Source organism: Streptomyces sp. NPDC050164, assembly GCF_044459945.1.
In the GTDB taxonomy this organism is placed as follows: Bacteria; Actinomycetota; Actinomycetes; order Streptomycetales; family Streptomycetaceae; genus Streptomyces; species Streptomyces coeruleorubidus_A.
Genome location: NZ_JBITJK010000039.1, coordinates 35,462 through 61,888 on the forward strand (window position 1 = coordinate 35,462; position 26,427 = coordinate 61,888).

The following is a 26,427-nucleotide window of genomic DNA, read 5'->3' on the forward strand; positions in this document are numbered from 1 at the left end:
AAGAGAGACCCTGACCCATGTCCTGGCTGTCGAGATTCAGCCTCGCGCAACGGGCCCTGATAGGGCTGATGTCGATCATCGCGCTCGTCTTCGGGGCGATCGCGATACCCCAGCTCAAGCAGCAGCTGCTGCCCACCATCGAACTGCCCGTGGTGTCCGTGCTGGCGCCGTACCAGGGCGCGTCCCCGGACGTGGTCGAAAAGCAGGTCGTCGAGCCCATCGAGGACAGCCTCGAAGCCGTCGACGGCATCAGCGGCGTGACCTCCACCGCCACCGAGGGCAACGCCGTGATCATGGCGTCCTTCGACTACGGCAACGGCACCGAACAGCTCGTCGCCGATGTGCAGCAGGCCGTCAACCGGGCCCGCGTCCAGCTCCCGGACGACGTGGACCCGCAGGTCGTCGCCGGCTCCACGGACGACATCCCGACCGTCGTCCTCGCCGTCACCTCCGACCGGGACCAGCAGGCCCTGGCCGACCAGCTCGACAGGACCGTCGTGCCGGACCTGAAGAGCATCGACGGCGTCGGCCAGGTCACCGTCGACGGTGTGCGGGACCTCCAGGTCGCCGTCACGCCCGACGACGCCGAGCTGGCGAAGGCGGGTCTGACCTCGCAGTCCCTCGCCCAGGCCCTCCAGGCGGGCGGCGCGACCGTCCCGGCCGGCTCCTTCGACGAGGGCGGCGCCAACCGCACGGTCCAGGTCGGCGGCGGCTTCACCTCGCTGAAGCAGATCCAGGACCTGATGGTCACGGGCGAGCCCGGCAAGGGCAAGCCGGTGCGCCTCGGCGACGTCGCCACGGTGAAGCAGCAGGAGGCCCCGGCCGACTCCATCACCCGCACGGACGGCAGGCCCAGCCTCGCCGTCGCCGTCACCATGGACCGCGACGGCAGCGCGGTCGCGATCTCCGACGCCGTCCAGGACAAGCTGCCCGACCTCCGCAAGGACCTCGGCTCCGGCGCGACCCTCACGGTCGTCAGCGACCAGGGCCCGGCCGTGTCCAAGTCCATCAAGGGCCTGACCACCGAGGGCGCGCTCGGTCTGCTCTTCGCGGTCCTGGTGATCCTGGTCTTCCTGGCCTCGATCCGCTCCACCCTCGTGACGGCGGTGTCCATCCCGCTGTCCGTGGTCCTCGCCCTGATCGTGCTGTGGACCCGCGACCTGTCGCTGAACGTCCTGACGCTGGGCGCGCTGACGATCGCCATCGGCCGGGTCGTCGACGACTCGATCGTGGTCCTGGAGAACATCAAGCGGCACCTCGGCTACGGCGAGGAGCGCCGGTCGGCCATCCTCGCCGCGGTGCGCGAGGTCTCGGGCGCGGTGACGTCCTCGACGCTCACCACGGTCGCCGTGTTCCTGCCGATCGGCCTGGTCGGCGGCATGGTGGGCGAGCTGTTCGGCTCGTTCAGCCTGACCGTGACGGCCGCGCTGCTGGCGTCCCTGCTCGTCTCCCTGACGGTCGTGCCGGTCCTGTCGTACTGGTTCCTGCGGCCCCCGAAGGGCACCCCCGAGGACGCGGCCGAAGCACGCCGACTCGCCGAGGAGAAGGAGGCCAGGAGCCGCCTCCAGCGCATCTACGTCCCGGTCCTGCGCTTCGCGACCCGTCGCCGTCTCACCAGCGTGGCCATCGCGATCGTCGTCCTCGTCGGCACGTTCGGCATGGCGCCGCTGCTGAAGACGAACTTCTTCGACCAGGGCGAGGTCGAGGTGCTCACCGTCAAGCAGGAGCTGAAGCCCGGCACCAGCCTGGAGGCGACGAACGCCCAGGCCAAGAAGGTCGAGCAGCTCCTCGCCGGCACCAAGGGCGTGAAGGACTACCAGGTCACGGTCGGCTCGTCCGGCTTCATGGCAGCCTTCGGCGGCGGTACGGGCACCAACCAGGCCTCCTATCAGGTGATGCTGGACGACTCGGCGTCGTACGAGGACGTCCAGGACAGCATCGAGAAGGGCCTGGCCGGCCTGAAGGACATCGGCACGACCACCGTCGCCGCCGGTGACGGCTTCGGCAACCAGAACCTCAGCGTCGTGGTGAAGGCCGCCGACGCCGACGTCCTGCGCACGGCGGCCGAGGAGGTCCGCAAGACGGTCGCCTCGCTCGACGACGTCACGGACGTCACCAGCGACCTGTCGACCAGCGTGCCGCGGATCTCCGTGAAGGCCAACGACAAGGCGGCCGCGGCCGGCTTCAACGACCAGACCCTCGGCGCCGCCGTCGCCCAGGCCGTCCGCGGCACCACGGCCGCCAAGGCGGTCCTGGACGACACCGAGCGCGACGTCGTCATCCGCTCGGCGAAGCCCGCGACGACGCTGAAGCAGCTTCAGGATCTCCGCCTGGGAGCGGTGAAGCTCGGCGACATCGCGACGGTGAAGCTGGTCGACGGCCCGGTGTCGATGACCCGTATCGACGGCCAGCGCGCGGCCACCATCACCGCGAAGCCGACCGGCGACAACACGGGCGCGGTGAGCACCAAGCTCCAGTCCGAGATCAACGCGCTGAAGCTCCCGGCGGGCGCCACGGCCTCGATCGGCGGAGTCTCCGAGGACCAGGAGGAGGCGTTCGCCAACCTCGGCCTGGCGATGCTCGCGGCCATCGCGATCGTCTTCATGCTGCTGGTCGGCACCTTCCGGTCCCTGGTCCAGCCGCTGATCCTGCTCGTCTCCATCCCGTTCGCGGCCACCGGCGCGATCGGCCTGCTGGTGGCCACCGGCACGCCGATGGGCGTCCCCGCGATGATCGGCATGCTGATGCTGATCGGCATCGTGGTGACGAACGCGATCGTGCTGATCGACCTGATCAACCAGTACCGCAAGCAGGGCTACGGCGTCGTCGAGGCCGTGGTCGAGGGCGGCCGGCACCGTCTGCGGCCGATCCTCATGACCGCCCTGGCGACGATCTTCGCCCTGCTGCCGATGGCCCTCGGCATCACCGGCGAGGGCGGCTTCATCGCCCAGCCGCTGGCCGTGGTGGTGATCGGCGGCCTGGTGACGTCGACCCTGCTGACCCTGCTGCTGGTGCCCACGCTGTACGCGATGTTCGAGCTCCGCAAGGAGCGCCGGGCGAAGAAGCGGGCGGCGAAGCGGCAGGCGAAGGGGCAGACGCTGTCGAAGGAGGTCCCGGAGCCGGCCGGCGTGTGACGGCTGCGACGCCTGGCGAGGTGATGACGGCCGGGTCCCTGTGCGGGGGGCCCGGCCGTTCGGCGTGGTGAGCTAGGGTCTGTCGTTTGGATCACGCCGCAGACGCGGGGTCTGGCACGCACCGAGCAGAACAGTCGCTTCCCTGCGACCTGATCCAAACGACAGACCCTAGTTGCCGCTGGGGGGCTGCGTGAGGGCCTGGATGAGGCGCAACCAGGGGGCAGGGTCCTGGCCGGGGCGGGCGACGAGGGCGGCCAGTTCGGACACCAGGTGGTTGCGGGTTTCCGGGGCGGCCCCGGCAGCGGCCGCGCACAGGGAGCCCGGGTCGATCCCATTCGTGTCGCCGGCCAGGAGCAGCGCCGCCTGGTGGTGGGTGCGGGAGGCGAGTTCATCGCCGAAGGCCGTGCTCTCGACGGCCGAGGCATGCGCCAGGGCCCGGGCGTCGCCCTCTGCCACGGCCTGTCGGACGTACCGCTGGAGGTCGTCGCGGTCCTGGACGCGCCGGTAGGCCGTGTCGATGCCTTCCGCGCGGGCCATGTGGAGGAGCGCGCGGTGGGCTGCGGCCCTGGGCTTGGCGAGGTCGCCGGCCGCCAGGGCCGCCTCGGCGGCCTCGTCGGCGATGAGCTGGGGGTGCTCCGTGAGGAAGCATCGTGAGGTCTCCCAGTTCTCGCATGCCAGCCAGCCTGCGAGGCGGTCTCGGAGGATCAGTTCGCTGAAGACCGGGCCCGCGCCTTCGGTGAGGATCCGCTGCCTCAGCACCAGGTGTTGCTCGGCCACGGGGGTGGCGAGGGCGAGTTCGCCCAGGGCGGTGGCGGCGTCCTCGGCTCCGAGGCGGTCGGTGTGGCGTGACCAGAATGCCCGGCTCTCGCTCCACGTGCTCTTCTGCACCCATTCCGCTGCCACCGCCAGGGTCTCCTCCGAGAGGGACAGCCAGTCCGGGCTGGGAGTGGCCGTGCTGTGCTGCCAGATACGGTCGAGCAGCCGGCGGTTGCCGGGTGCCGCACGAGCGAACGCCCGCAGCACGCGGCGCGCGCTCAGCCGGATGCCGTCGGGTGTCTGCGAAGACCCGTCGTCGAGCAGGTCCATGAGCCCCTGGAGACCGGCACATCTGGAAAGCGGGCTGGGCAGCCTGAGCAGGAACACCGCTCGTTGGTAGCCGAGGGTGCAGGCGACGGCCGGGTCGGTGCGGGCGAAGCTGTCGGCCACGTCCGACAGGATCTGTATGGCTTCCGCTTCGCTGCCGGTGGCCATCAGGTGGCCGGCGAGGTTGCTCAGGTAGCCGAGGAGTCCGGTCAGGTGAGCGGCAGGGTTGGTGTGGGCGAGCTCACTGCGGATGCGGACGGCCTCGTGGGCGGGTTCCAGGGCCGCTCGCCGGTCTCCGGCCTGGGCGAGGTGGAGGGCGAGGTTGTTGAGGGAGCTGGCGAGCTGGGGGAGGTGGACGGCGGGGTCGGCGGCAACGAGGTCGCGGTTGATGCGGACGGCTTCGCTCGCCAGAGCGAGGGCTTCCCGGGGGCTGCCGGTGCCCGCGAGGCAGCTGGCCAGGCCGTTGAGGGCTCTGGCGTAGTCCGGCAGGTGGGCTGCGGGGTTGGTCTCGATGAGCCGGGTGTAGAGACGGACGGCTTCTCGGGCGTGTTCGAGTGCGCTGGGCCCGTGCCCGGTCTCCCTGAGGCGGATGGCCAGGTTGTCGAGAGCATTGGCGAGGCCGGGCAGGTGGACGTCGGGGGCGTCCGCGGCGAGCTCCCGGTAGATGTCCACGGCCTGGCGGGCAGGTTCCACGGCGTCCTTCAGCCTGCCGGTCTCCGCCAGGCGGATGGCGAGGTTGCTGAGAGCTCCCGCAAGGTCGGGAAGGTGGGCTTCTGGGCTGTCTTCGGCGACTTTCCGGTGGATGCGGACGGCTTCGCGGCTGCGCTCCAGGGCGCCGTGCCAGTCCCCGGTCTTCGCGAGGACGACGGCGAGGTTGTTGAGGGACCTGGCGAGCCGGGGCAGATGGGCGGCGGGGTTGGCCTGGGCGAGTTCGCGGCGGATGCGGACGTCTTCGTGGGCCGGTTCGAGGGCGCCCTGCCGGTCTCCCGTCTCCGCCAGGCGGACGGCGAGGGTGTGCAGAGCCACAGCCAGGTCGGGGCCGTGCGCGGCGGGGTTGGCCTGGGCGAGTTCGCGGCGGATGCGGACGGCCTCGCGTGCCGGTTCGAGGGCGCCCTGCCGGTCTCCGGTGTGTGCCAGGTGGATGGCGAGGGTGTTGAGAGCCACGGCCAGGTTGGGGAGATGGGCGGCGGGGGTGTCCGCGGCGAGCTTCCGGAAGACGACGACAGCTTCGCGCGCGGCCTCCAGGGCGTCCTGGGGGCTGCCGCTGTCCGCCAGGCGGTTGGCGAGCGTGTTCAGGGCGCCGGCCAGGTCGGGGCCGTGTGCGGCGGAGTTGGTGCGGGCGAGGCCGCGGTGGATGGCGACGGCTTCACGCGCGGGTTCGAGGGCGCCTTGCCGGTCTCCGGTGTGCGCCAGCGCGTTGGCCAAGGTGCTGAGGGCACCGGCGAGGTCGGGGAGGTGGGCACCGGGATGGGTACGGGCGAGGTCACGGTAGAGGCGGACGGCTTCCCGGGCGTGTTCGAGGGCGCCCGCCCGGTCTCCCGTCTCCCTCAGATGGATCGCGAGGTTCGTAAGTGAGCCGGCGAGTTCGGAAAGGTGGGCGTCGGGAGTGTTCTCGGCGAGCTTCCGGTGGATGCGGACGGCCTCCTGGCCATGTTCGAGGGCACCCTGGTGGTCTCCGGTCCGGGCCAGGCGGACGGCCAGGGTGTCGAGGGAATTGGCGAGGTAGGGGAGGTGGGCGGCGCGGTCGGTGCGGGCCAGATCACGGCGGATACGAAGGGCTTCGCGGGCGTTTTCGAGGGCGCCTTGGTGGTCTCCGGTGTCCGACATGATGATGGCGAGGTTGTTGAGGCAGGAGGCAAGGCCCGGCAGAAAACCGGCGGGATGTGCTTCCGCCAGTAACGCATGGATGTCGGCCGCCTCGCGGGCGCGCGCCAAGGCGGCCTCGCCCTCACCCCGGCCGGTGAGGGCGCGTGCGAAGTCGTGCAGCGCGGTAGCGAGATGTGACAGAGCGTTGACCCTGTCCCACTCGACAAGACGGCGCAGCAGCAGGATGCCCGGCTCACCGGCCCATACCGCGTGATCCGCCAGCCGCTTCCACACATACGGATCGACCGCCCGCCAGTCCCCCAACGTCGCCTGCCGCCGGAGCACACCCACGAGCGCCTCCAGCACCACGACCTCGGCAGGCTCGCCCCGAGGCCCTTTCCGCCCCTTCAGATACGACACGAACTCCCGGTGATACAGCCGGTACACGGCCTGGGACTCGTCACCGTCCTCGACGATGTACCGCCCGTACGCCGAGAGCACCCAGTCCACATCCCCCTCGTCATAGACGACACCGGCACCGAACCCACCCAGTGCCGAGGCCACCGCCTCCCACACCCCGCCCGCGGGCATGCCCCGCCCAGCGGCCCAGGCGAGCGCCGTAAGCAGGTCCCGGGCGGCCGACGGCAGTTCCGTACCGTCGTCGCGCACGCGCACCGGCCCGGACCGCAGATCCTCCTCGAAAGCGGCAGCCACGGAGTCCGGCAGCCCGGCGAGCGACGCGGCGCCGTTGACCACACCGTCCCGGAGCCGGGAGATGAGGGAGCCGGTCACCAGCCGCGCGAAGAGAAAGCCTCCGTCCGCCTCCGTGGCCCGGGCCGCCAGAGTCTCGGCGATCTCCGTGCCGTCGACGTTCGCCGCCTCGCATCGCCGCCGCACGTATCCGGCGATGTCCTTCCGGGTGTCCGGCTCCTCTTCCAGGTCCACAGTGACGACACCGGCGCCCACGTAACGGTTCAGTGCCTGCGGCAACGTCTCGCCGTCCGCGAGCCTGTTCCGGAACGGCCGTTCCCGTGAGCCGACCAGCACCGGAACCAGCCGGCTCAGCGGGAACACCAGCTCCTCGATGACCTCTTGCGTGTGCTCGGCGGGCACCTCGTCCAAGCCGTCCAGGAGCACGACCGGAGGTGACGGCAGCTCGCGCAGCTCGGCCCTGAAGGCGTCGACGCTCTTCGGCTCGTCCAGCCGCAGCTGACCGGCCAGTTCGGCGGCGGCCTGCAGCGAGCTCAGGCCCCGCAGATGCACCGCCGCGAACGTCCCGGGATCCCGTACGCCCGGATCCGGGTCGCCCTCCCGCAGCGCCCCCTGTCGTCCCGTCTCCTCCCGCTGTTCCGGGTCCGCCAGCGTCGCGATCCGCCCCAGCACCGCCGACTTGCCGCACCCGGCCGGTCCCGTGACGAGGAAGAGCCCGGGGGTCGAAGCCCCCATCCACGCGATGATCTCTTCGAGCACGCGCCGCCGCCCGGTGAAGAACCAGCCCTCCTCCCGGTGCCCCACTCCGCGCGCCGCGAGCACAAGGTGCTCCACCAGCGCGGACCGCGCACCGGGCTCCGACCGGGGGTTGGGAAACCTCGGGCGTTCCTCATGGCCCACGGTGACCTGTTCCGGCTGCTGGCTCTCCTCGGCCCAACGACTCCGTACGGCGGCCATCAACTCGGCTCCGGTGACCGACTCGTTCCGGACGCTCCACGCCCAGTGATACTCGTCGCTGCGCCGCCCTTCGGCCAGGACCTCGGACACGGACGCGAGCAGAGGGCCGTACCCCTCCGACAGTTCTCCCGCCCGGCAACTCGCCATGACGCCCAGCCACTTCGACCGGCCCTCGGGCAGCGAGGTGTCCTTCAGATGGTCCAGCGCGATCCGCACGCCGCCGCTCAGACCGGCCCCCGCATGGCAGGCGTCCACGCACAGGAGGGTCTGGTCGGCGCCGGAGGCCATCGCCAGGTCGACGAGCTGCTGGGTCGTGACGCCCTGCCTGCGCAGCCGCATCTTCTCTACATGTGGGTCGTCGCCCGTGAGCCGCAGATCGTGCAGGGCGAGGCGGAGGTCCTCGCAGTCCAGCACACCGTGCCCGGACCACAGGATCAGCGCGGGCCCGTGGTTCCCCTCGCGGTGCCAGTACGCGCGCCAGTCCTCCGCCGCCCGCTCGAAGGCGGCCAGGTCCGGCTCGTCCGTCTCCCCGACCGTCCGCACCGCGAAGCCCAGCGCCCGCAGCCGCTCCGCGATCCCGGTCATCTGGACCCTGGCCCCGGACAGCTGTGGAAACCTCCCTGTGTCCTCGTACGACTCGCACACGACGCACAACGCAGTCGCGGCGAAGCCCGTCGTCCCCGAGCCCGCCTTCGACCCCGGCACCTCACTCACCGTCGGTGTCCCCTCCGTGCCCCACTACCAGCACCAAGGCCGTCACCGTCGCCCCCGGCGCGTGCCGCCCACCGATCTCCAGCCGGTGCACGCCGGGCGTGAGCCCGGTGACCGCGCCGGTGTACCGTCCCGAACCCCGGTTCCGCAGTCGGCGCACTCCTTCCCCGCCGTCCACCCGCACCCCCACCGCCAGTTCATCGAACCCCGGCATGCCCCGCGCGGCCGACACCCGCACCTCGCACGGCTCCGCTTCGACCACCACCTCCGGTGTCCGCACCCCGAGAGGCGTCTGACCCTGCTCCGGCCCCCGGTGCACGCGCGGCTCCGGCGTGAGCCAGCCCCACAGGGCTTGCCGCACGGCCGGGTTGTTCTGCAGCGAGCCGTGCTGCTCCCACGGGGTGCACGCGGGCCGTCGTATCCCGGCGACGTGCGCACTGGACAGACACGGCACCCGGCCGTCACCGCCCTCGTCCTCGCCCTCGATGGTGAACAGCGGTGCCAGCCGTTCGCCCCTGTCGAACTCGGCCGTCGTCGGCGTCGGCTGGAGCACCCCGCCGACCGGCAGGTACTCCACGGCGTACGCCGCCCCCGCAGCCGACTCGCGCAAGGCGGAGTGGAAGGCCTGCGCGTCCTTCAGCAAGTCCTCGTCCACGCCCGGCAGACCGGTGACCTCCCACGCGTGGCGCAGTGCCGGAGCCCCTGCCAGGCACGCGTAGTCCGGGGCGAGCTGATGCAGCGACGGCAGGCTGCGCGCGAAGGACGACAGGGCCGGCCCGACGAGCCGGCCGAGGCCGCGCCGCAGGCCGTTGACCAGGTACAGCAGCGCGTCCAGCGAGCCCCGGTACGGCGTCCCCAGCGTGATCATCCGCCGTGTGAGCTCCGCGCCGCCACCCTGCTCGACGTACTGCCGGGCCACCAGTCCGCCCATGGAGTGGCACACGAAGACGACCTTGGCGTCCGCCCGGCCGGGTGCCGTCTGCCGCCAGCGGCCCAGCTCCTTGGCCACCCGCTCGCCGAGCCTGGCCGCGTTGTAGCGGCAGGACAGGCGCCAGTCGTAGGAGAAGGCGATCAGGTTGGCGGGGGTACGCGGGTCCTCGTCCGGCAGGCGTCTGCGGAGGGTGAAATGCCGCTCCAGCCAGTCCAGCAGGTCGGTGTAGCCCTCGACGAGCGGTGACAGCCCCGGTAGGCCGTGCACGTCACGCATGACCCCGACGGGTCGTACGCCGTCCCCGGGATGATCGTCGAGCAGCCCGGTCGGGAGGGTCAGCGCAGTGACAGAGCCCCCGAACGTCCTGATTCCCCGTAACAGAGCCCTGCCTGAGGGCCCCCACACCTCACGGCCGTCCGCGTCGGCCAGCCGGCTCCCCATGATTCCCGGAACCACGACCACGAGGTCGTCGACCCGGCCACGCCGCGTTGCCAATCCCGCCCCCGAGCATGCACGTGCTGTGAGGAGACCAGGTTAGTGACGAAGAGACGAAAAGGTGCCCCTTCCGTTCGGCAGGGGCACCTTTCTCACCACCGCTGGCGTCTCACCACTGCTTACGGCAGCGCCAGCATCCGCTCCAGCGCCAGCTTCGCGAACGCCTCCGTCTCCTTGTCCACCTCGATGCGGTTGACCAGGTTGCCCTCGGCCAGCGACTCCAGGGCCCAGACCAGGTGCGGGAGGTCGATGCGGTTCATGGTCGAGCAGAAGCAGACCGTCTTGTCGAGGAAGACGATCTCCTTGCCCTCCGGCGCGAAACGGTTCGCCAGGCGGCGTACCAGGTTCAGCTCCGTACCGATGGCCCACTTGGAGCCGGCCGGCGCGGCCTCCAGGGCCTTGATGATGTACTCCGTCGAGCCGACGTAGTCCGCCGCGGCCACGACCTCGTGCTTGCACTCGGGGTGGACCAGGACGTTCACGCCCGGGATGCGCTCGCGCACGTCGTTCACCGAGTCCAGGCTGAAGCGGCCGTGCACCGAGCAGTGGCCGCGCCACAGGATCATCTTCGCGGCCCGCAGCTCGTCGGCCGTCAGCCCGCCGTTCGGCTTGTGCGGGTTGTAGACGACGCAGTCCTCCAGGGACATGCCCATGTCCCGCACCGCCGTGTTCCGGCCCAGGTGCTGGTCCGGCAGGAAGAGGACCTTCTCGCCCTGCTCGAAGGCCCAGTCCAGGGCGCGCTTGGCGTTCGAGGAGGTGCAGATCGTGCCGCCGTGCTTGCCCGTGAACGCCTTGATGTCGGCGGACGAGTTCATGTACGAGACGGGCACGACCTGCTCGGCGATGCCGGCCTCGGTCAGCACGTCCCAGCACTCGGCGACCTGCTCGGCCGTCGCCATGTCGGCCATCGAGCAGCCGGCGGCGAGGTCGGGCAGGACGACCTTCTGGTCGTCGGACGTCAGGATGTCCGCGGACTCCGCCATGAAGTGCACACCGCAGAAGACGATGTACTCGGCCTCCGGACGCGCCGCCGCGTCCCGGGCGAGCTTGAAGGAGTCCCCCGTGACGTCGGCGAACTGGATGACCTCGTCGCGCTGGTAGTGGTGGCCGAGCACGAAGACCTTGTCCCCGAGCTTCTCCTTCGCCTTGCGGGCGCGCTCCACCAGGTCCGGGTCGGACGGCGAGGGCAGGTCGCCGGGACACTCCACGCCGCGCTCGCTCTTCGGGTCGGCCTCACGGCCGAGGAGCAGCAGGGCGAGGGGCGTCGGCTGTACGTCGAGCTCCTGGGTCTGGGCGGTGGTCACGACACGCACCCTTTCTGTTTCCGGCGACTTTTCGTCGAATTGACGCTATCTATCATAACCGCTTCACGTCACTTTGACGATGGCCATAGCGTCTATGTGACGTGAATCCCGGCGAGTCGCCCTTCATTCCCGTCAAGACCGGGAAAGAGCCGTTTTCCGGTTCCCGGCGCGTGTGCGAGCATGAAAAGGAGCCGAGATCGAGCGCCAGGCCCGGAATGAATCCGCGGCCCCGCCGGTTGGACCCGTCGGCAAGCAGTCTCCGTACAACCCGGGAGAGATGTAGATGTCCGTATCGGACGAGACCACCACCGTCAGCGACGGCATCATCCTGACCGACGCCGCCGCGGACAAGGTCAAGACCCTGCTCGACCAGGAAGGCCGCGACGACCTCGCGCTCCGCGTCGCCGTCCAGCCCGGTGGCTGCTCCGGCCTGCGCTACCAGCTCTTCTTCGACGAGCGTTCCCTCGACGGTGACGTGGAGAAGGACTTCGGCGGTGTGAAGGTCGTCACCGACCGCATGAGCGCCCCCTACCTGGGCGGTGCCACGATCGACTTCGTGGACACGATCGAGAAGCAGGGCTTCACGATCGACAACCCGAACGCGACGGGCTCCTGTGCCTGCGGCGACTCCTTCAGCTGAGCCTGCCGAGCCGCTTCCCGCGGCCGCGGACATGACGAAGGCGGCGGCCCCCTCCGACGGGGCCGCCGCCTTCGCGCTGTGTCGTACTACCGTTCCCGCGTCGGGGGAGCCGGCAGCCGCGCGCCCTCCTTGGCCAGCGGGACCGCCTTGCCGTTGGAGCCCACGACCTCACGGTCGCCGAGCGGCTCGTCCAGTTGCACGGTCTGCTGGAACTGCTTCGCGATCAGGATGCAGACCTTGTCCGGCCACGGGGTCGAGGTCACTGTGACCTTCACCTCGTCCCCGCTCTCGCTCGCCTTGACGTCGTAGTCGGTGCACACCCCGCCCGTGAAGGTCACGGTCAGCTCCGAGCCCTCGGCCCGGTAGCCGTCCACCTTGACGTCTCGCGGCTCGGGGGCCGAGGTCGGCTTGTCACTCGGCTCGCTCGGCGTGGGGGAGGCCAGGTACTTCGGGTCGACCGCCGGGTACGTCACCGTGAACGGGTCCTTCGCGCCCGGCGCCGTCACCTCGAACAGCCAGGACGGCACCAGCGCCTGCCGCCCGTCCACGAAGTGCGAGGCCAGCCCGAACACCGCGCCCTGCACCGTCACGGCGTCCTTCTCGGGAGCGCCGCTCGCCGACGACTCGCAGGGCTGCTCCAGCCGGTCCTTCAGCGGCACGGGGCGCGCGCACCCGCCGATGCCCATGCGGTGGTCGCCCGTCGGCCGCTCCTCCATCAGCTCCAGCGCCTTCTTCGCGCCGACCACCGGGTACGTGTCTCCCTTCACCGGTGTCTTCAGCTGACCGCTGCCGCCGACGACCTCGCCGTCGGCACCGACCGTGACCCCGGTCGTCCAGCCGTGCGTCGGCAGTCCGCCGACCTCGGGAGCGGCGTTCACCACCCGCTGGGCGCCCATGACCTGGCTCGCGTCGAGCTTCGCGTCGTCCTGACCCAATGCCTTCAGCACGGGCGCCGCGGCCTTCTCGGCCGCCGCCTCGCTCACCGGGCTGCCGCCGGGCTGCTCAGCGGTGCAGGCGTCGGTGCCCTTGCAGTCGTCGGTGCCCGGGGCGTACCGGCTGAAGGTCCAGGCTCCCGGCGCCTGCCTGTTCACCTGGAGGCTCGGCCCCGAACCGTCCTGACCGGCCCCGACCTTCCAGGCCTCGCCCTGGGCCACCGGCGTCCCCTCGACCCCGAGGGCCTTCGCCAGCCGGGCCACGTCCTCCTTGGTGACCTCGCCCCGCGCCCGGTACACCGGGGCTTCGCCGGGACCGTCCGGAAGCGGGCCGTCGACCCGGTAGGTGGCGCCGTAGGGGTTGGGCTCACCGGGCGCGATGCCGCCCCCGCCCGACGTCGACTCCGAGTACCCGTCGAGCGCGAGCGGCGGGGGAGTGCCGTCCCCACCGGGCGCGCCGGACGTCGCACCACCACCGGATCCGCCGGAGGCGTTGGCCGCGAGCCAGGCCCCACCGCCGCCGATCAGCAGCACGGCGGCGGCGACGGAGGCGATGATCGCGGGCGTCCGCGACCGCCCACTGCCCGGACGGACCAGGTGCTCTTCGTCGCGCGGCAGGTCGCGGTGGGGTGCGGGGGGCGTTTCCGCGTGTGCTTCCGGGGCCGGGCCGGAGCCGGCTTCCACGCCGGGGCTTTCCGCAGCGGCCTTGCGCTCCGGTGCCGGGCCGGTTTCCTCGACGCCGGCACTGTCCGCACCGGCTTCCTCGCCCTCGGCTTCCCGGGCCTTGGGCGCGCCGGTCTTCTCGGCTTCGGCATCCGATGTGCCGGGCTCTTCGGCCGCCGCGGTCGCGTCGTCGTCCGTCGCCTCCGCCCCAGAAGCCCGCGCGTCTTCACTCGACGTCTCGGAAGCCTCGGCGGCCGCGATGGCATCAGTGGCCTCGACAAGGTCATCGGCATCAGCGGCCTCTTCGGCCCCAGCGGTGCCCGCCGGCCCCTCGGCCTTCGCCGAAGTCTCGGCGGCCGCCGAGCCCCGCTCCTCGACCTCCGGGGTGTCGGCGGATCCGGCGCCGCCCACTTCCCTGGCGTCGTCGTCGTTGTCGGGTCGCTCGGTGTTCACCGCATCGCTCCTTCGGCTGCACAGCTGTCCCTTGGGACCCGGCCCGGTTCGAAACGGGCCGCTGTCGGGTCGTATCCCGCCTCCCCTTTACGGGGGACAGCGATGGGACGCAGCGGGGGAGCGCACGGTTCCCGGTAATGCTCCCTTCAGTCCCCGTAGTCCGACATCGCGTCGAGCAGCCGCGCCGACGCCTGCGGTACGGTCACACCGTGGATCAGGGCCGGGGAGACCGGCCGGGAGGCGACCCGGTCGGGAACCACCCAGTGGGGAGCCATCCGGGCCCCGTACCCCGGCAGCGACGCCAGGTCGCCTTCGAGATCGACCGGAACGGGCACCTGGACCTTGAGGTTCGTCATATCGGCACCGTAGGCACGCCGGACCTCACGGAGAAAGATCTACTATCGGGTAGTTTCCTTGCCTTCAGACAGGCCCCGCCCACCCGATAGCGTGAAGCGTCAAGGTCCGCCTCCCCTCAGGAGAGTCCACGCCGTGCGCATCGCAGTCACCGGCTCCATCGCCACCGACCACCTCATGACCTTCCCCGGCCGCTTCGCCGACCAGCTCGTAGCGGACCAACTGCACACGGTCTCGCTGTCGTTCCTGGTCGACACACTCGACGTCCGCCGCGGGGGTGTCGCCGCGAACATCGCGTTCGGCATGGGACAGCTCGGCACCCGCCCGATCCTGGTCGGCGCCGCGGGCGCGGACTTCGACGAGTACCGGGCCTGGCTCGACCGGCACGGCGTCGACACCGAATCCGTCCGCATCTCCGACACGCTGCACACCGCCCGCTTCGTGTGCACCACCGACTCCGATCACAACCAGATCGGCTCCTTCTACACCGGCGCCATGAGCGAGGCCCGGCTCATCGAGCTGAAGACCGTCGCCGACCGCGTCGGCGGTCTCGACCTGGTCTCCATCGGCGCGGACGACCCGGAGGCCATGCTCCGCCACACCGAGGAGTGCCGCTCCCGGTCCATCCCGTTCGCCGCCGACTTCTCCCAGCAGATCGCCCGCATGGAGGGCGAGGAGATCCGCATCCTGCTGGACGGGGCGACGTACCTGTTCTCCAACGAGTACGAGAAGGGCCTCATCGAGTCCAAGACCGGCTGGACCGACGCGGAGATCCTGTCCAGGGTGGGCCACCGGGTGACCACCCTCGGCGCGCAGGGCGTGCGCATCGAGCGGGCCGGCGAGGACCCGATCGAGGTCGGCACCCCCGACGAGGAGCGCAAGGCCGACCCGACCGGCGTCGGCGACGCCTTCCGTGCCGGGTTCCTCTCGGGCCTCGCGTGGGGCGTCTCCCTGGAGCGTGCCGCGCAGGTCGGCTGCATGCTGGCGACTCTCGTCATCGAGACGGTGGGGACACAGGAGTACCAGCTGCGGCGGGGGCACTTCATGGAGCGGTTCACGAAGGCGTACGGGGATGAAGCGGCGGCGGAGGTGCAGGCCCATCTGGCCTGAGACCGCTTTCGGCTCCGGGCGCGCGGGGGTACTTCGCGCAGTTCCCCGCGCCCCTTGAGCCTCTTAGCTCAGCCGGCGGACCAGGTACGCCGTTCCTCGGTCCGCCGGCTCCTCCCCGACGTACTCATGGCCTCTCATCTCGCACCACGCGGGAATGTCCAGCCGCGCCGCCTCGTCGTCGGAGAGGACACGGACGAGTCCGCCCACCGGCACATCGCGGATGACCTTGGCCAGCTCGATCACCGGGATCGGGCACCGCTTGCCCAGGGAATCCACCACCAGGACGTCCTCCTCGCGAGCCACCTGCGAGGCGACTGGCGCCCCCAATTTCTCCCGCATCGCCGCCACAGCCCCTGGCAGCACCTCCAGGAACCGCTCGACATCCTCCTCCGCCACCCCCAGCGGCAGCGAAACCCGCACGTTCCCCTCACTCAGCACGCCCATCGCCCGGAGCACATGGCTCGGCGTCAGCGTGCTGCTCGTGCAGGACGATCCGGACGAGACCGAGAAACCCTCCCGGTCCAGCTCGTGCAGCAGGGTCTCCCCGTCGACATAGAGACAGGAGAACGTGACGACGCCGGGCAGCCTGCGCACCGGATCGCCGACCACCTCGACGTCCGGCACCGCCTGCGGCACCCGTACCCGGATCCGCTCCGTCAGCTCCCGCAGCCGCAGGGCCTCCTCGGCCGCCTCGGCCCGTACGGCCCGCAGCGACGCGGCCGCCGCCACGATCGCCGGGATGTTCTCGAAACCGGCCGCCCGCCCCGACTCCCGCTCGTCCACCGGCCCTTGCGGCGCGAACCGAACACCCTTGCGGACGACGAGCAGGCCGACCCCGGCCGGGCCACCCCACTTGTGGGCGCTGGCCGTGAGCAGCGACCAGTCACCCTCCACCGGCCCCCAGCCCAGCGACTGCGCCGCGTCCACCAGCAACGGCACCCCCGCCGCCCGGCACACCTCGGCCACCTCGGCCACCGGCTGCTCGGTCCCCACCTCGTGGTTGGCCGACTGGAGACAGGCCAGTGCCGTGTCCGCGCGCAGGGCAGCGCCGTACGCCGCCGGATCCACCACCCCGCCCCGGTCCACCGGCACCTGTGTGACCGTCCCGCCGGCCGCCTCGTGCACCTCGGCCGAGTGCAGGACGGAGGAGTGTTCGACCGTCGACACGATCAGGTGACGCCCGGCCCGCCGCCGCCCGGCCAACGCCCCCGCGATCCCCGCATGCACGGCCCGGGTCCCCGACGAGACGAAAACCAACTCGTCCGCCCGACACCCCACGGCCTCGGCGGCAGCTTCCCGAGCGGCATCGAGCACCATCCGAGCCCGCCGCCCTTCCCGGTAAAGCCGAGCAGGATCGGCCCACCCCTCATCGAGCGAGGCCAACAGCGCCTGACGAGCAACGGGATGCAAAGGAGCGGAGGAAGCAGCATCGAAGTAAGCCACACAGCAACGCTAACCCCCTCAGGGGCGCGGGGAACTGCGCGAACAACCACAACCCACCCGCACTCGCCTCACAAGCCGCACCCCCGACCCATTACGCGCCCACCCCACCCCTTCGGGGTGACCGACGGCGCGCGAACGCCCCCCTCCCCGCGAACCCCCGGCGGGCGTCGGCTAGGGTTTGGTCCGCATAAACATCCAAACCCCTGCCCGACGCAGGGCGGCGACCGACCAGCGAGAAGGCCAGGCCGCAGCCGATCCGCGCGGGCGAGACTCTCGGGAAGGCGCTACGTGAGTCCCAACGGCTCCGACCGCTCGCCGCGGCGCCCGATGCGGCGGAAGCTGCTGCAGGCACTGACCGCGGGCCTGGTCTTGGCGACAGCCACCGGTTGCTCGTACAACTGGGAAGACTTCCCCCGCCTTGGTATGCCCACCCCGACCACGGAAGAGGCTCCGCGGATCCTCTCCCTGTGGCAGGGGTCCTGGGCGGCTGCGCTCGCCGTTGGCGTGCTGGTGTGGGGTCTGATCCTGTGGAGTGCTTTCTTCCACCGGCGCAGCCGCACCAAGGTCGAGGTTCCTCCGCAGACCCGGTACAACATGCCCATCGAGGCGCTGTACACAGTGGTCCCGCTCATCATCGTCTCGGTGCTGTTCTACTTCACCGCCCGTGACGAGTCCGAGCTGCTCAGCCTCAAGAAGAAGCCCGACGTCACGGTCAACGTGGTCGGCTTCCAGTGGAGCTGGTGCTTCAACTACATCGAGCCGGTCGCCGGTTCCACCGGTGACGCCAAGAAGTCCCCGGACCTGGACGCGATCCCGGACCGGTTCAAGGACGACTTCCCGGCAGGCGCCGGCGGCGTCTACGACTGCGGCACCCCCGGTACGCGGAACCCGCAGACCAACAACCCGGGTCCGACGCTCTGGCTGCCCAAGGGCAAGACGGTCCGCTTCGTCCTCACCTCGCGTGACGTCATCCACTCCTTCTGGGTGGTGCCGTTCCTGATGAAGCAGGACGTCATCCCGGGCCACACCAACGCCTTCGAGGTGACCCCCAACAAGGAGGGCACCTTCCTGGGCAAGTGCGCCGAGCTCTGCGGCGTCGACCACTCTCGGATGCTGTTCAACGTGAAGGTCGTCTCCCCCGAGCGCTACGAGCAGCACCTCAAGGACCTCGTGGACAAGCAGCAGACCGGTTACGTTCCCGCCGGCATCGCGCAGACGAGCCACGAGAAGAACCGGGAGACGAACAACCTGTGAGCATCCTCAACGAACCCCAGGGTGCCGCGGCAGCAGGGTCCCACTACGAGGACGAGCTGCCGGTCAGGCGCCAGAACCGCGGCAGCGTGGTCATCAAGTGGCTGACGACCACGGACCACAAGACGATCGGCACGCTGTACCTGGCCACGTCGTTCGCGTTCTTCGTCATCGGTGGCGTGATGGCGCTGTTCATGCGCGCCGAGCTCGCCCGGCCTGGTCTGCAGATCATGTCGAACGAGCAGTTCAACCAGGCGTTCACGATGCACGGCACGATCATGCTGCTGATGTTCGCGACGCCGCTGTTCGCCGGCTTCGCGAACTGGATCATGCCGCTCCAGATCGGCGCGCCGGACGTGGCCTTCCCCCGGCTGAACATGTTCGCCTACTGGCTGTACCTGTTCGGCTCGCTCATCGCGGTCGGGGGCTTCCTGACGCCGCAGGGCGCGGCCGACTTCGGCTGGTTCGCCTACAGCCCGCTGTCGGACGCGGTCCGCTCGCCGGGCATCGGCGCCGACATGTGGATCATGGGTCTGGCCTTCTCCGGCTTCGGCACCATCCTCGGCTCGGTCAACTTCATCACCACGATCATCTGCATGCGCGCCCCGGGCATGACGATGTTCCGCATGCCGATCTTCACCTGGAACGTGCTGCTGACCGGTGTGCTGGTCCTGCTGGCCTTCCCGGTCCTGGCCGCGGCGCTGTTCGCCCTGGAGGCGGACCGCAAGTTCGGTGCCCACGTCTTCGACTCCGCCAACGGCGGCGCGTTGCTGTGGCAGCACCTCTTCTGGTTCTTCGGCCATCCAGAGGTGTACATCATCGCGCTGCCGTTCTTCGGTATCATCTCCGAGGTCATTCCGGTCTTCTCCCGCAAGCCGATGTTCGGTTACACGGGTCTGATCGGCGCGACCATCGCGATCGCGGGTCTGTCCGTGACGGTGTGGGCGCACCACATGTACGTCACCGGCGGTGTGCTGCTGCCGTTCTTCTCCTTCATGACCTTCCTGATCGCGGTCCCGACCGGTGTGAAGTTCTTCAACTGGATCGGCACCATGTGGAAGGGCTCGCTGTCCTTCGAGACACCGATGCTGTGGGCGACCGGCTTCCTGATCACCTTCACCTTCGGTGGTCTGACCGGTGTCATCCTGGCCTCGCCGCCGATGGACTTCCACGTCTCCGACTCGTACTTCGTGGTGGCCCACTTCCACTACGTCGTCTTCGGCACCGTGGTCTTCGCGATGTTCTCCGGCTTCCACTTCTGGTGGCCGAAGTGGACCGGCAAGATGCTGGACGAGCGCCTCGGCAAGATCACCTTCTGGACGCTGTTCATCGGCTTCCACGGCACGTTCCTGGTCCAGCACTGGCTGGGTGCCGAGGGCATGCCGCGCCGGTACGCGGACTACCTCGCGGCCGACGGCTTCACCGCGCTGAACACGATCTCGACGATCAGCTCGTTCCTGCTCGGCATGTCGATCCTGCCGTTCTTCTACAACGTCTGGAAGACGGCCAAGTACGGCAAGCCGGTCGGCGTCGACGACCCGTGGGGCTACGGCCGCTCCCTGGAGTGGGCCACCTCCTGCCCGCCGCCGCGGCACAACTTCCTCACCATGCCGCGGATCCGCAGTGAATCCCCGGCGTTCGACCTGCACCACCCGGAGATCGCCGCCCTCGACCAGCTCGAGAACGTCGGTCACGGAGAGAAGGCCATCGCTGGTGGCAAGGAGGCCGGCAAGTGAAGATCCAGGGCAAGATGTTCATGTGGCTGAGCGTCTTCGTCCTCGCCATGGCTGTGGTCTATGGCGTGTGGTCGAAGGAGCCGGCCGGTACCACGGCCCTCTTCCTGACCTTCGGCCTGTGCATCATGATCGGCTTCTACCTCGGCTTCACGGCCAGGCGGGTCGACGTGGGCGCGCAGGACGACAAGGAGGCGGACGTAGCGGACGACGCCGGCGAGGTCGGGTTCTTCAGCCCGCACAGCTGGCAGCCGCTCTCCCTGGCGATCGGTGGCGCCCTCGCCTTCCTGTCCATCGCGATCGGCTGGTGGCTGCTGTACTTCTCGCTGCCGATCGTCCTGATCGGCGTCTGGGGCTGGGTCTTCGAGTACTACCGCGGTGAGAACCGCACCCAGTAACACGAGCCGAGCTCTTCAGGGGCCCGGACACTCCGCAAGGAGCGTCCGGGCCCCTGCTTTTGCAGCAATACATGTCACTCGTACGAGTCACCCGGCGTGCCGCAGTTGACGCGGCTTCCTAGCGTGAGGCCATGAGCCACACAGCGATCTCCCGCCCCCGCACCGTCGTCAGCTGCACGCTGCTGGTGATAGCCCTCTGCGCGGGCGTCACCGCCTGCGGCTCGGACGGCAACCCCCTCTCCCACCGCCCCTACGACGCGGCGGACCAGATCTCCTTCAACGCCCCCTCACAGGGCCGCAAGAAGGCCGACCCGGACAAGCCCCTGGAAGTGGTCGCCGAGGACTCCAACGGGCGCATCACGGACGTCACGGCCTACGACGCCGCCGGACGCTACGTGGCCGGCGAACTCGCCGCCGACGGCGGCCGCTGGCACAGCACCTCACCGCTCGCCGCCGACGCCGGCTACACGGTCCGTGTGAGCACCGAGGACGAGGACGGGGCACCCGGCCGCAAGGTCCTCACCTTCGCCACCGGCAAGCCCACCACGCAAAAGCGCCTGGACGTCACCTTCGGCCCCAAGGCGGGCACCTACGGCGTCGGCCAGCCCATCACGGCCGAGCTGAGCCGGCCCGTCAAGGACAGGGCCCAGCGGGCCGTCGTCGAACGGGCCCTCAAGGTCTCCTCCATGCCCGCGGCGGACGGCGCCTGGCACTGGGTGGACGACAAGAAGCTCCACTACCGCCCGAAGGACTACTGGCCCGCACAGGCCACCGTCCAGGTGCGCAGCAACCTGCCGGGCATCAAGATCGGCGACCGGATGTGGGGCGGCAAGGCCAAGCCGCTGACGATCACCACGGCGGACAAGGTCGTCGCCGTCACGGACGTCGCGGCGCACCGGATGACCGTCCACAAGAACGACGAGATCGTCCGGCAGATCCCGGTGACCACGGGCAGGCCCGGCTACGACACCCGCAACGGCGTCAAGGTCGTCCTGGCCAAGGAAGGCACCGTCCGCATGACCAGCGCCAGCATCGGCGCCTCGGACTTCTACGACCTGATCGTGCACCACTCCGTCAGGGTCACCAACAGCGGCGAGTACGTCCACGCCGCCCCCTGGTCGGTGGGCTCCCAGGGGTACGCCAACGTCAGCCACGGCTGCACCGGCATGAGCACCGAGAACGCCGCGTGGTTCTACGAGAACATCCGCGAGGGCGACATCGTCAAGGTCATAAACTCCTCCGGCGACACGATGGCCCCCTTCGGCAACGGCTTCGGCGACTGGAACCTCGAGTGGAAGCAGTGGCGCACGGGCAGCGCCCTGGCAGCCGGCACCCCAGAGGGGCCCACACCGGCGGACAGGGCCCGCCTGAGGCCGCAGAGCGCCTGAACGCCTTCAGGGGCGCGGGGAACTGCGCGACAAGCCACAGACCACCCGCACCCGCCGACGATGAGGAACCCCCGAGCTCCTAGGCGTTCAAAGCCGCCCTCGACCGCAACAGGGAAGCCAGCGCAGAGGCGAACTCCACCGGCTCCACCGGCAGGGTCACCGCACTCTCAGCCCGGCTCCAGGTCGCGAGCCACGCATCCTGCGGCCGCCCGATCAGCAACAACACCGGCGGACAGTCGAACACCTCGTCCTTGATCTGCCGGCAGAGCCCCATACCCCCCATCGGCACGGCCTCGCCGTCCAGCACACAGACGTCGATCCCACCCCGGTCCAGCTCCTTGAGTACCGCACCCGGAGTCGCACACTCCACGAACTCCACCAAGGGAACGTCCGGCGCCGGCCGCCGTCCCGTGGCGAGCCGCACCTGCTCGCGGGTGTTGGAGTCGTCGCTGTAGACCAGCACCGTGGCGGTCGGCTGCATTGTTCCTCCGTGACGTCAGCGTCGTAAGGACAGGCCCGATGGGCGGATGCTACTCCCTTGAACACCACGTCAACACCGGTACGACCGGCTCCAACACTCCGAACGGCACCCCCCGGAGTGAGGGCGGGATAAGCGACCGACATAATGTCGGTCGTGGCGACAGCAACGACAGTAGAAACCGGGCACGCGCACCCGTCGGTCAACCGGCCGAACCTCACCAGCGTCGGAACCATCATCTGGCTGAGTTCCGAGCTGATGTTCTTCGCGGCCCTCTTCGCGATGTACTTCACCCTGCGATCGGTGACGGGTCCCGATCACTGGAAGGAGATGGCGAGCCATCTCAACTTCCCGTTCTCGGCGGCGAACACCACCATCCTGGTGCTCTCCTCGCTCACCTGCCAGCTCGGCGTCTTCGCCGCCGAGCGCGGTGACGTGAAGAAGCTGCGGATGTGGTTCATCGTCACCTTCGTCATGGGTGCGATCTTCATCGGCGGTCAGGTCTTCGAGTACACCGAGCTGGTCAAGGAGGCGGGCCTGTCCCTGTCCTCCGATCCATACGGCTCGGTCTTCTACCTGACCACCGGCTTCCACGGCCTGCATGTGACGGGCGGTCTCATCGCCTTCCTGCTGGTCCTGGGCCGGACCTACGCGGCCCGGAGGTTCACCCACGAGCAGGCGACCGCCGCGATCGTCGTGTCCTATTACTGGCACTTCGTCGATGTCGTCTGGATCGGCCTCTTCGCCACGATCTACATGATCAAGTAGCGGGACCGCAGCGCGCGCCCGACGAGGCACGCATCCCAGAAGCACCGACGCAGAAGATCCTGACACCGGGGTAATCCGTGAAAAAGCTCTCCGCACGACGACGCCACCCGTTGGCGGCGGTCGTCGTCCTACTCCTCGCGCTGCTCTTCAGCGGGGGGCTGTACGCCGTGTTCGCACCCACGAGCAAGGCTGAGGCCGACGAAACCGCCCAGTCCCTCACCATCGAGGAGGGCAAGAAGCTCTACTCGGTCGGCTGCGCCAGTTGCCACGGCACCGGCGGTCAGGGAACCTCCGACGGGCCGAGCCTGGTGGGTGTGGGCGCCGCGGCCGTGGACTTCCAGGTGGCCACCGGCCGTATGCCGGCCGCCACCTCCCAGGGTCCGCAGGTCCCCAAGAAGAAGAACATCTACAGCCAGGCCGAGATCGACCAGCTCGCGGCCTACATCGCCTCGCTGGGCGCCGGGCCTGCCATCCCGAACGAGGAGCAGTACGGCCCCCAGGGCGCCGACATCGCCAAGGGCGGTGAGCTGTTCCGCACCAACTGCGCGCAGTGCCACAACTTCACCGGCAAGGGCGGTGCGCTGACGCACGGCAAGTACGCACCGGACCTCGAGGGTGTCTCCCCGAAGCACATCTACGAGGCCATGGAGACCGGCCCGCAGAACATGCCGTCCTTCCCCGACACCACGCTGTCGGAGAAGAACAAGAAGGACATCATCGCGTACCTGGACGCGGTCAACAGCAGCAAGTCCGAGAGCCCCGGCGGTCTCGAGCTCGGCGGCCTCGGGCCGGTCAGCGAGGGCCTGTTCGGCTGGATCTTCGGTCTCGGCGGGCTGATCGCCGTCGCCGTGTGGGTCGCCGCCCGGACCGCAAAGGCCAAGAAGTCATGAGTAGCCAAGACATTCCCGAAGAGAACCTGCCTGCCGAGCAGTCCGCAGGACATGACGAGCACGGGCACGGGGCGCTGAGCCCCGCGGACGAGCATCCGTTCGCCGACCCGGGCCTGCCCCCCCACGAGCACCGGATCCAGGACGTCGACGAGCGGGCCGCCAAGCGGTCCGAGCGTTCGGTCGCCCTGATGTTCACGGTGTCGATGCTGGCCACCATCGCCTTCATCGCCGCATTCGTGGCGATCCCGGTCGACAAGTCGGTCTACATCTTCCCGCTCGGCCACATCAGTGCGCTGAACTTCGCGCTGGGCATGACGCTCGGCATCGCGCTGTTCTGCATCGGCGCGGGCGCCGTCCACTGGGCCCGCACCCTGATGTCGGACGTGGAGGTCGCCGACGAGCGGCACCCGATCGAGGCGGAGCCCGAGGTCCGCGAGAAGGTCTTCGCGGACTTCAATCAGGGCGCCAAGGAGTCCGCGATCGGCCGCCGCAGGCTGATCCGCACCACCATGTTCGGCGCGCTCACGCTGTTGCCGCTCTCCGGTGTCGTGCTGCTGCGCGACCTCGGCCCGCTGCCCGAGGACAAGCTGCGTCACACGCTCTGGTCCAAGGGCAAGCTGCTCGTCAACATGAACACGAACGAGCCGCTGCGTCCGTCGGACGTCGCGGTCGGCTCGCTGACCTTCGCCAAGCCCGAGGGCCTGGAGGAGCACGACCACGAGTTCCAGAACGAGATCGCCAAGGCCGCCCTGATGATCGTCCGGATCCAGCCGGAGAACATCAAGGACAAGCGCGAGCTCGAGTGGTCGCACGAGGGCATCGTCGCGTACTCGAAGATCTGCACCCACGTCGGTTGCCCGATCTCCCTGTACGAGCAGCAGACGCACCACGTGCTCTGCCCCTGCCACCAGTCCACCTTCGACCTCTCCGACGGTGCCCGAGTGATCTTCGGTCCCGCTGGTCACGCCCTGCCGCAGCTCCGCATCGGCGTGAACGACGAGGGCTACCTCGAGGCGCTCGGCGACTTCGCAGAGCCCGTCGGCCCTGCTTTCTGGGAGCGCGGATGAGCACTGAACAAGAACGCCGCAAGGCACCCGCGGGCGAGCGGGTCGCCGACTGGGCCGACGGCCGCCTCGGGATCTACTCCCTGGCCAAGGCCAACATGCGCAAGATCTTCCCGGACCACTGGTCCTTCATGCTGGGTGAGATCTGCCTCTACAGCTTCATCATCATCATCCTGACGGGTGTGTACCTGACGCTGTTCTTCCACCCGTCGATGAACGAGGTGGAGTACCACGGCAGTTACGTCCCGCTCCAGGGGCAGCTGATGTCGGAGGCGTTCGCCTCCACCCTGGACATCAGCTTCGACGTGCGCGGCGGTCTGCTCATCCGGCAGATCCACCACTGGGCGGCGATCATCTTCCTCGCCGGCATGTTCGTGCACATGATGCGCGTCTTCTTCACCGGCGCGTTCCGCAAGCCGCGCGAGATCAACTGGCTGTTCGGCTTCCTGCTGTTCGTCCTGGGCATGTTCACCGGTTTCACCGGCTACTCGCTCCCGGACGACCTGCTCTCCGGCACCGGCGTCCGCTTCACGCAGGGCGCGATCCTGTCCATGCCGATCGTCGGCACCTACATCTCGATGTTCCTGTTCGGCGGGGAGTTCCCGGGCACCGACTTCGTCGCCCGGTTCTACTCGATCCACATCCTGCTGCTGCCGGGCATCATGCTCGGGCTCGTGGTCGGCCACCTGATCCTGGTCGTCTACCACAAGCACACGCAGTACGCGGGTCCCGGCCGGACCAACAAGAACGTCGTCGGCATGCCGCTGCTGCCGGTCTACATGGCCAAGGCCGGGGGCTACTTCTTCCTGGTCTTCGGTGTCATCGCGGCCCTCGCCGGCATCGCGACCGTCAACCCGATCTGGGTCCTGGGCCCCTACCGGCCCGACCAGGTGTCGACGGGTGCACAGCCCGACTGGTACATGGGCTTCGCCGAGGGTCTGGTCCGGGCCATGCCCGGCTGGGAGATCGACTTCTGGGGTCACACGCTCGTCCTGGGCGTGTTCATCCCGCTGGTGCTGTTCGGTCTCTTCCTCGGGATCATCGCCCTCTACCCGTTCATCGAGTCGTGGGTCACCGGGGACAAGCGCGAGCACCACATCCTGGACCGGCCGCGCAACGCCCCGACGCGCACCGCCTTCGGTGTCGCGTGGGTCACCGGCTACATGATCATGCTGATCGGCGGTGGCAACGACATCGTCGCCACCCACTTCCACCTGTCGATCAACGCGGTCACCTGGTTCGTCCGGATCGGGTTCTTCGCCGGGCCGGTCATCGCGTTCATCATCACCAAGCGCATCTGCCTCGGCCTCCAGCGCCGGGACAAGGAGAAGGTGCTGCACGGCCGCGAGTCGGGCATCATCAAGCGCCTGCCGCACGGTGAGTTCATCGAGGTGCACGAGCCGCTCAGCCAGGAGCAGATGTACACGCTCACGGCGCACGAGCAGTACCAGCCGGTCGAGATCGGCCCGACGGTCGACGAGAACGGTGTCGAGCGCAAGGTGAAGGGCTCCGAGAAGCTGCGCGCCAAGCTCAGCGAGTCCTACTACGGCGAGGGAGCCCAGATCCCGAAGCCCACCGCCGAGGAGTACCGGGAGATCACCAGCGGCCACGGCCACCACTGATCACTGCTTCGCCACGCCACGCCAAGGGCCCCGTCCGGTGTTCGGACGGGGCCCTTCGCCGTGCCCTGCGGCTGGATAGGGTGGACCTCGTTGAGACTCTCGTCCCGT

The 26,427-nt window shown here is 69.5% G+C and carries 18 protein-coding genes; 11 read left to right on the forward strand and 7 right to left on the reverse strand.

Annotated elements, in window-relative coordinates; genetic code table 11:
• The first annotated feature begins 17 nt into the window (after positions 1–17).
• Complete coding sequence (locus ACIBNA_RS36170; protein WP_399169438.1) at positions 18–3,134, forward strand: efflux RND transporter permease subunit; 3,117 nt, start codon at positions 18–20, stop codon at positions 3,132–3,134.
• A 168-nt stretch (positions 3,135–3,302) separates the two neighbouring features.
• Here the strand turns inward: ACIBNA_RS36170 and ACIBNA_RS36175 are convergent, their stop codons facing one another.
• The 3 genes from ACIBNA_RS36175 to nadA all read right to left on the reverse strand — a co-directional run bounded on the left by ACIBNA_RS36175 (position 3,303) and on the right by nadA (position 11,132).
• Positions 3,303–8,276, reverse strand: a complete 4,974-nt coding sequence (locus ACIBNA_RS36175; protein WP_399169439.1) for a tetratricopeptide repeat protein — start codon at positions 8,274–8,276, stop codon at positions 3,303–3,305.
• Positions 8,277–8,397: 121 nt separating this feature from the next.
• The gene (locus ACIBNA_RS36180) at positions 8,398–9,609 is read right to left on the reverse strand and encodes an esterase/lipase family protein (RefSeq protein ID WP_399169440.1); all 1,212 of its coding nucleotides are present in this window, start codon (positions 9,607–9,609) and stop codon (positions 8,398–8,400) included.
• Positions 9,610–9,947: 338 nt separating this feature from the next.
• Positions 9,948–11,132: a quinolinate synthase NadA gene (nadA, locus tag ACIBNA_RS36185; RefSeq protein ID WP_356042390.1), complete on the reverse strand. Its 1,185-nt coding sequence runs from the start codon at positions 11,130–11,132 to the stop codon at positions 9,948–9,950.
• A 283-nt stretch (positions 11,133–11,415) separates the two neighbouring features.
• Between nadA and ACIBNA_RS36190 the strand changes: the two genes are divergently transcribed.
• A complete protein-coding gene (locus tag ACIBNA_RS36190) occupies positions 11,416–11,772 on the forward strand; it encodes an iron-sulfur cluster assembly accessory protein (protein WP_003989692.1) in 357 nt (118 codons plus the stop codon).
• 86 nt (positions 11,773–11,858) lie between these two features.
• Here the strand turns inward: ACIBNA_RS36190 and ACIBNA_RS36195 are convergent, their stop codons facing one another.
• Together ACIBNA_RS36195 and ACIBNA_RS36200 are read right to left on the reverse strand one after the other, a co-directional pair.
• The gene (locus ACIBNA_RS36195; protein ID WP_399169441.1) at positions 11,859–13,820 is read right to left on the reverse strand and encodes a hypothetical protein; all 1,962 of its coding nucleotides are present in this window, start codon (positions 13,818–13,820) and stop codon (positions 11,859–11,861) included.
• A 146-nt stretch (positions 13,821–13,966) separates the two neighbouring features.
• Positions 13,967–14,176, reverse strand: coding sequence for a hypothetical protein (locus ACIBNA_RS36200; protein ID WP_399169442.1), 210 nt, complete (start codon positions 14,174–14,176; stop codon positions 13,967–13,969).
• A gap of 133 nt (positions 14,177–14,309) precedes the next feature.
• Here ACIBNA_RS36200 and ACIBNA_RS36205 point away from each other — a divergent pair, with 133 nt between their 5' ends.
• Complete coding sequence (locus ACIBNA_RS36205) at positions 14,310–15,284, forward strand: carbohydrate kinase family protein (RefSeq protein WP_399169443.1); 975 nt, start codon at positions 14,310–14,312, stop codon at positions 15,282–15,284.
• A 63-nt stretch (positions 15,285–15,347) separates the two neighbouring features.
• Here the strand turns inward: ACIBNA_RS36205 and ACIBNA_RS36210 are convergent, their stop codons facing one another.
• Positions 15,348–16,727 (reverse strand): cysteine desulfurase/sulfurtransferase TusA family protein, encoded by a 1,380-nt coding sequence (locus tag ACIBNA_RS36210; protein WP_399169444.1) that lies wholly within the window; start codon positions 16,725–16,727, stop codon positions 15,348–15,350.
• 288 nt (positions 16,728–17,015) lie between these two features.
• Between ACIBNA_RS36210 and coxB the strand changes: the two genes are divergently transcribed.
• The 4 genes from coxB to ACIBNA_RS36230 all read left to right on the forward strand — a co-directional run bounded on the left by coxB (position 17,016) and on the right by ACIBNA_RS36230 (position 21,497).
• Positions 17,016–17,981: a cytochrome c oxidase subunit II gene (gene coxB, locus ACIBNA_RS36215; RefSeq protein ID WP_274815711.1), complete on the forward strand. Its 966-nt coding sequence runs from the start codon at positions 17,016–17,018 to the stop codon at positions 17,979–17,981.
• On the forward strand, positions 17,978–19,714 hold the full coding sequence (ctaD, locus tag ACIBNA_RS36220; RefSeq protein WP_399169445.1) for a cytochrome c oxidase subunit I: 1,737 nt from the start codon (positions 17,978–17,980) through the stop codon (positions 19,712–19,714). The genes coxB and ctaD overlap by 4 nt, the downstream gene beginning before the upstream one ends.
• A complete protein-coding gene (locus ACIBNA_RS36225) occupies positions 19,711–20,109 on the forward strand; it encodes a cytochrome c oxidase subunit 4 (protein WP_399169446.1) in 399 nt (132 codons plus the stop codon). The genes ctaD and ACIBNA_RS36225 overlap by 4 nt, the downstream gene beginning before the upstream one ends.
• Positions 20,110–20,240: 131 nt before the next feature.
• Positions 20,241–21,497, forward strand: coding sequence for an Ig-like domain-containing protein (locus ACIBNA_RS36230; RefSeq protein ID WP_399169447.1), 1,257 nt, complete (start codon positions 20,241–20,243; stop codon positions 21,495–21,497).
• Positions 21,498–21,576: 79 nt separating this feature from the next.
• On the opposite strand, the gene ACIBNA_RS36235 is transcribed toward ACIBNA_RS36230, so the two are convergent.
• On the reverse strand, positions 21,577–21,978 hold the full coding sequence (locus tag ACIBNA_RS36235; protein WP_274815707.1) for a hypothetical protein: 402 nt from the start codon (positions 21,976–21,978) through the stop codon (positions 21,577–21,579).
• Between the two features lie 144 nt (positions 21,979–22,122).
• Here ACIBNA_RS36235 and ACIBNA_RS36240 point away from each other — a divergent pair, with 144 nt between their 5' ends.
• From ACIBNA_RS36240 to ACIBNA_RS36255, 4 genes are all read left to right on the forward strand, one after another.
• Positions 22,123–22,743, forward strand: coding sequence for a heme-copper oxidase subunit III (locus ACIBNA_RS36240; protein WP_184982935.1), 621 nt, complete (start codon positions 22,123–22,125; stop codon positions 22,741–22,743).
• Positions 22,744–22,820: 77 nt separating this feature from the next.
• On the forward strand, positions 22,821–23,633 hold the full coding sequence (locus ACIBNA_RS36245; RefSeq protein WP_399169449.1) for a c-type cytochrome: 813 nt from the start codon (positions 22,821–22,823) through the stop codon (positions 23,631–23,633).
• On the forward strand, positions 23,630–24,700 hold the full coding sequence (locus tag ACIBNA_RS36250) for a Rieske 2Fe-2S domain-containing protein (protein WP_399169451.1): 1,071 nt from the start codon (positions 23,630–23,632) through the stop codon (positions 24,698–24,700). Before ACIBNA_RS36245 ends, ACIBNA_RS36250 begins: the two co-directional genes overlap by 4 nt.
• Positions 24,697–26,319 carry a cytochrome bc complex cytochrome b subunit gene (locus ACIBNA_RS36255; protein WP_399169452.1) on the forward strand — a complete coding sequence of 541 codons (1,623 nt, stop codon included), beginning with the start codon at positions 24,697–24,699 and terminating at the stop codon, positions 26,317–26,319. Before ACIBNA_RS36250 ends, ACIBNA_RS36255 begins: the two co-directional genes overlap by 4 nt.
• The last annotated feature ends 108 nt before the right edge of the window (positions 26,320–26,427 follow it).

What these genes read in the sequence shown, in the direction of transcription:
- ACIBNA_RS36230 (WP_399169447.1), top strand. Translation starts at nt 20,241, where the DNA reads ATGAGCCACACAGCGATCTCCCGCCCCCGCACCGTCGTCAGCTGCACG.
- ACIBNA_RS36235 (WP_274815707.1), bottom strand. Translation starts at nt 21,978, where the DNA reads ATGCAGCCGACCGCCACGGTGCTGGTCTACAGCGACGACTCCAACACC.
- ACIBNA_RS36170 (WP_399169438.1), top strand. Translation starts at nt 18, where the DNA reads ATGTCCTGGCTGTCGAGATTCAGCCTCGCGCAACGGGCCCTGATAGGG.
- ACIBNA_RS36240 (WP_184982935.1), top strand. Translation starts at nt 22,123, where the DNA reads ATGTCGGTCGTGGCGACAGCAACGACAGTAGAAACCGGGCACGCGCAC.
- ACIBNA_RS36175 (WP_399169439.1), bottom strand. Translation starts at nt 8,276, where the DNA reads ATGACCGGGATCGCGGAGCGGCTGCGGGCGCTGGGCTTCGCGGTGCGG.
- ACIBNA_RS36250 (WP_399169451.1), top strand. Translation starts at nt 23,630, where the DNA reads ATGAGTAGCCAAGACATTCCCGAAGAGAACCTGCCTGCCGAGCAGTCC.
- ACIBNA_RS36200 (WP_399169442.1), bottom strand. Translation starts at nt 14,176, where the DNA reads ATGACGAACCTCAAGGTCCAGGTGCCCGTTCCGGTCGATCTCGAAGGC.
- ACIBNA_RS36180 (WP_399169440.1), bottom strand. Translation starts at nt 9,609, where the DNA reads ATGCGTGACGTGCACGGCCTACCGGGGCTGTCACCGCTCGTCGAGGGC.
- ACIBNA_RS36190 (WP_003989692.1), top strand. Translation starts at nt 11,416, where the DNA reads ATGTCCGTATCGGACGAGACCACCACCGTCAGCGACGGCATCATCCTG.
- ACIBNA_RS36255 (WP_399169452.1), top strand. Translation starts at nt 24,697, where the DNA reads ATGAGCACTGAACAAGAACGCCGCAAGGCACCCGCGGGCGAGCGGGTC.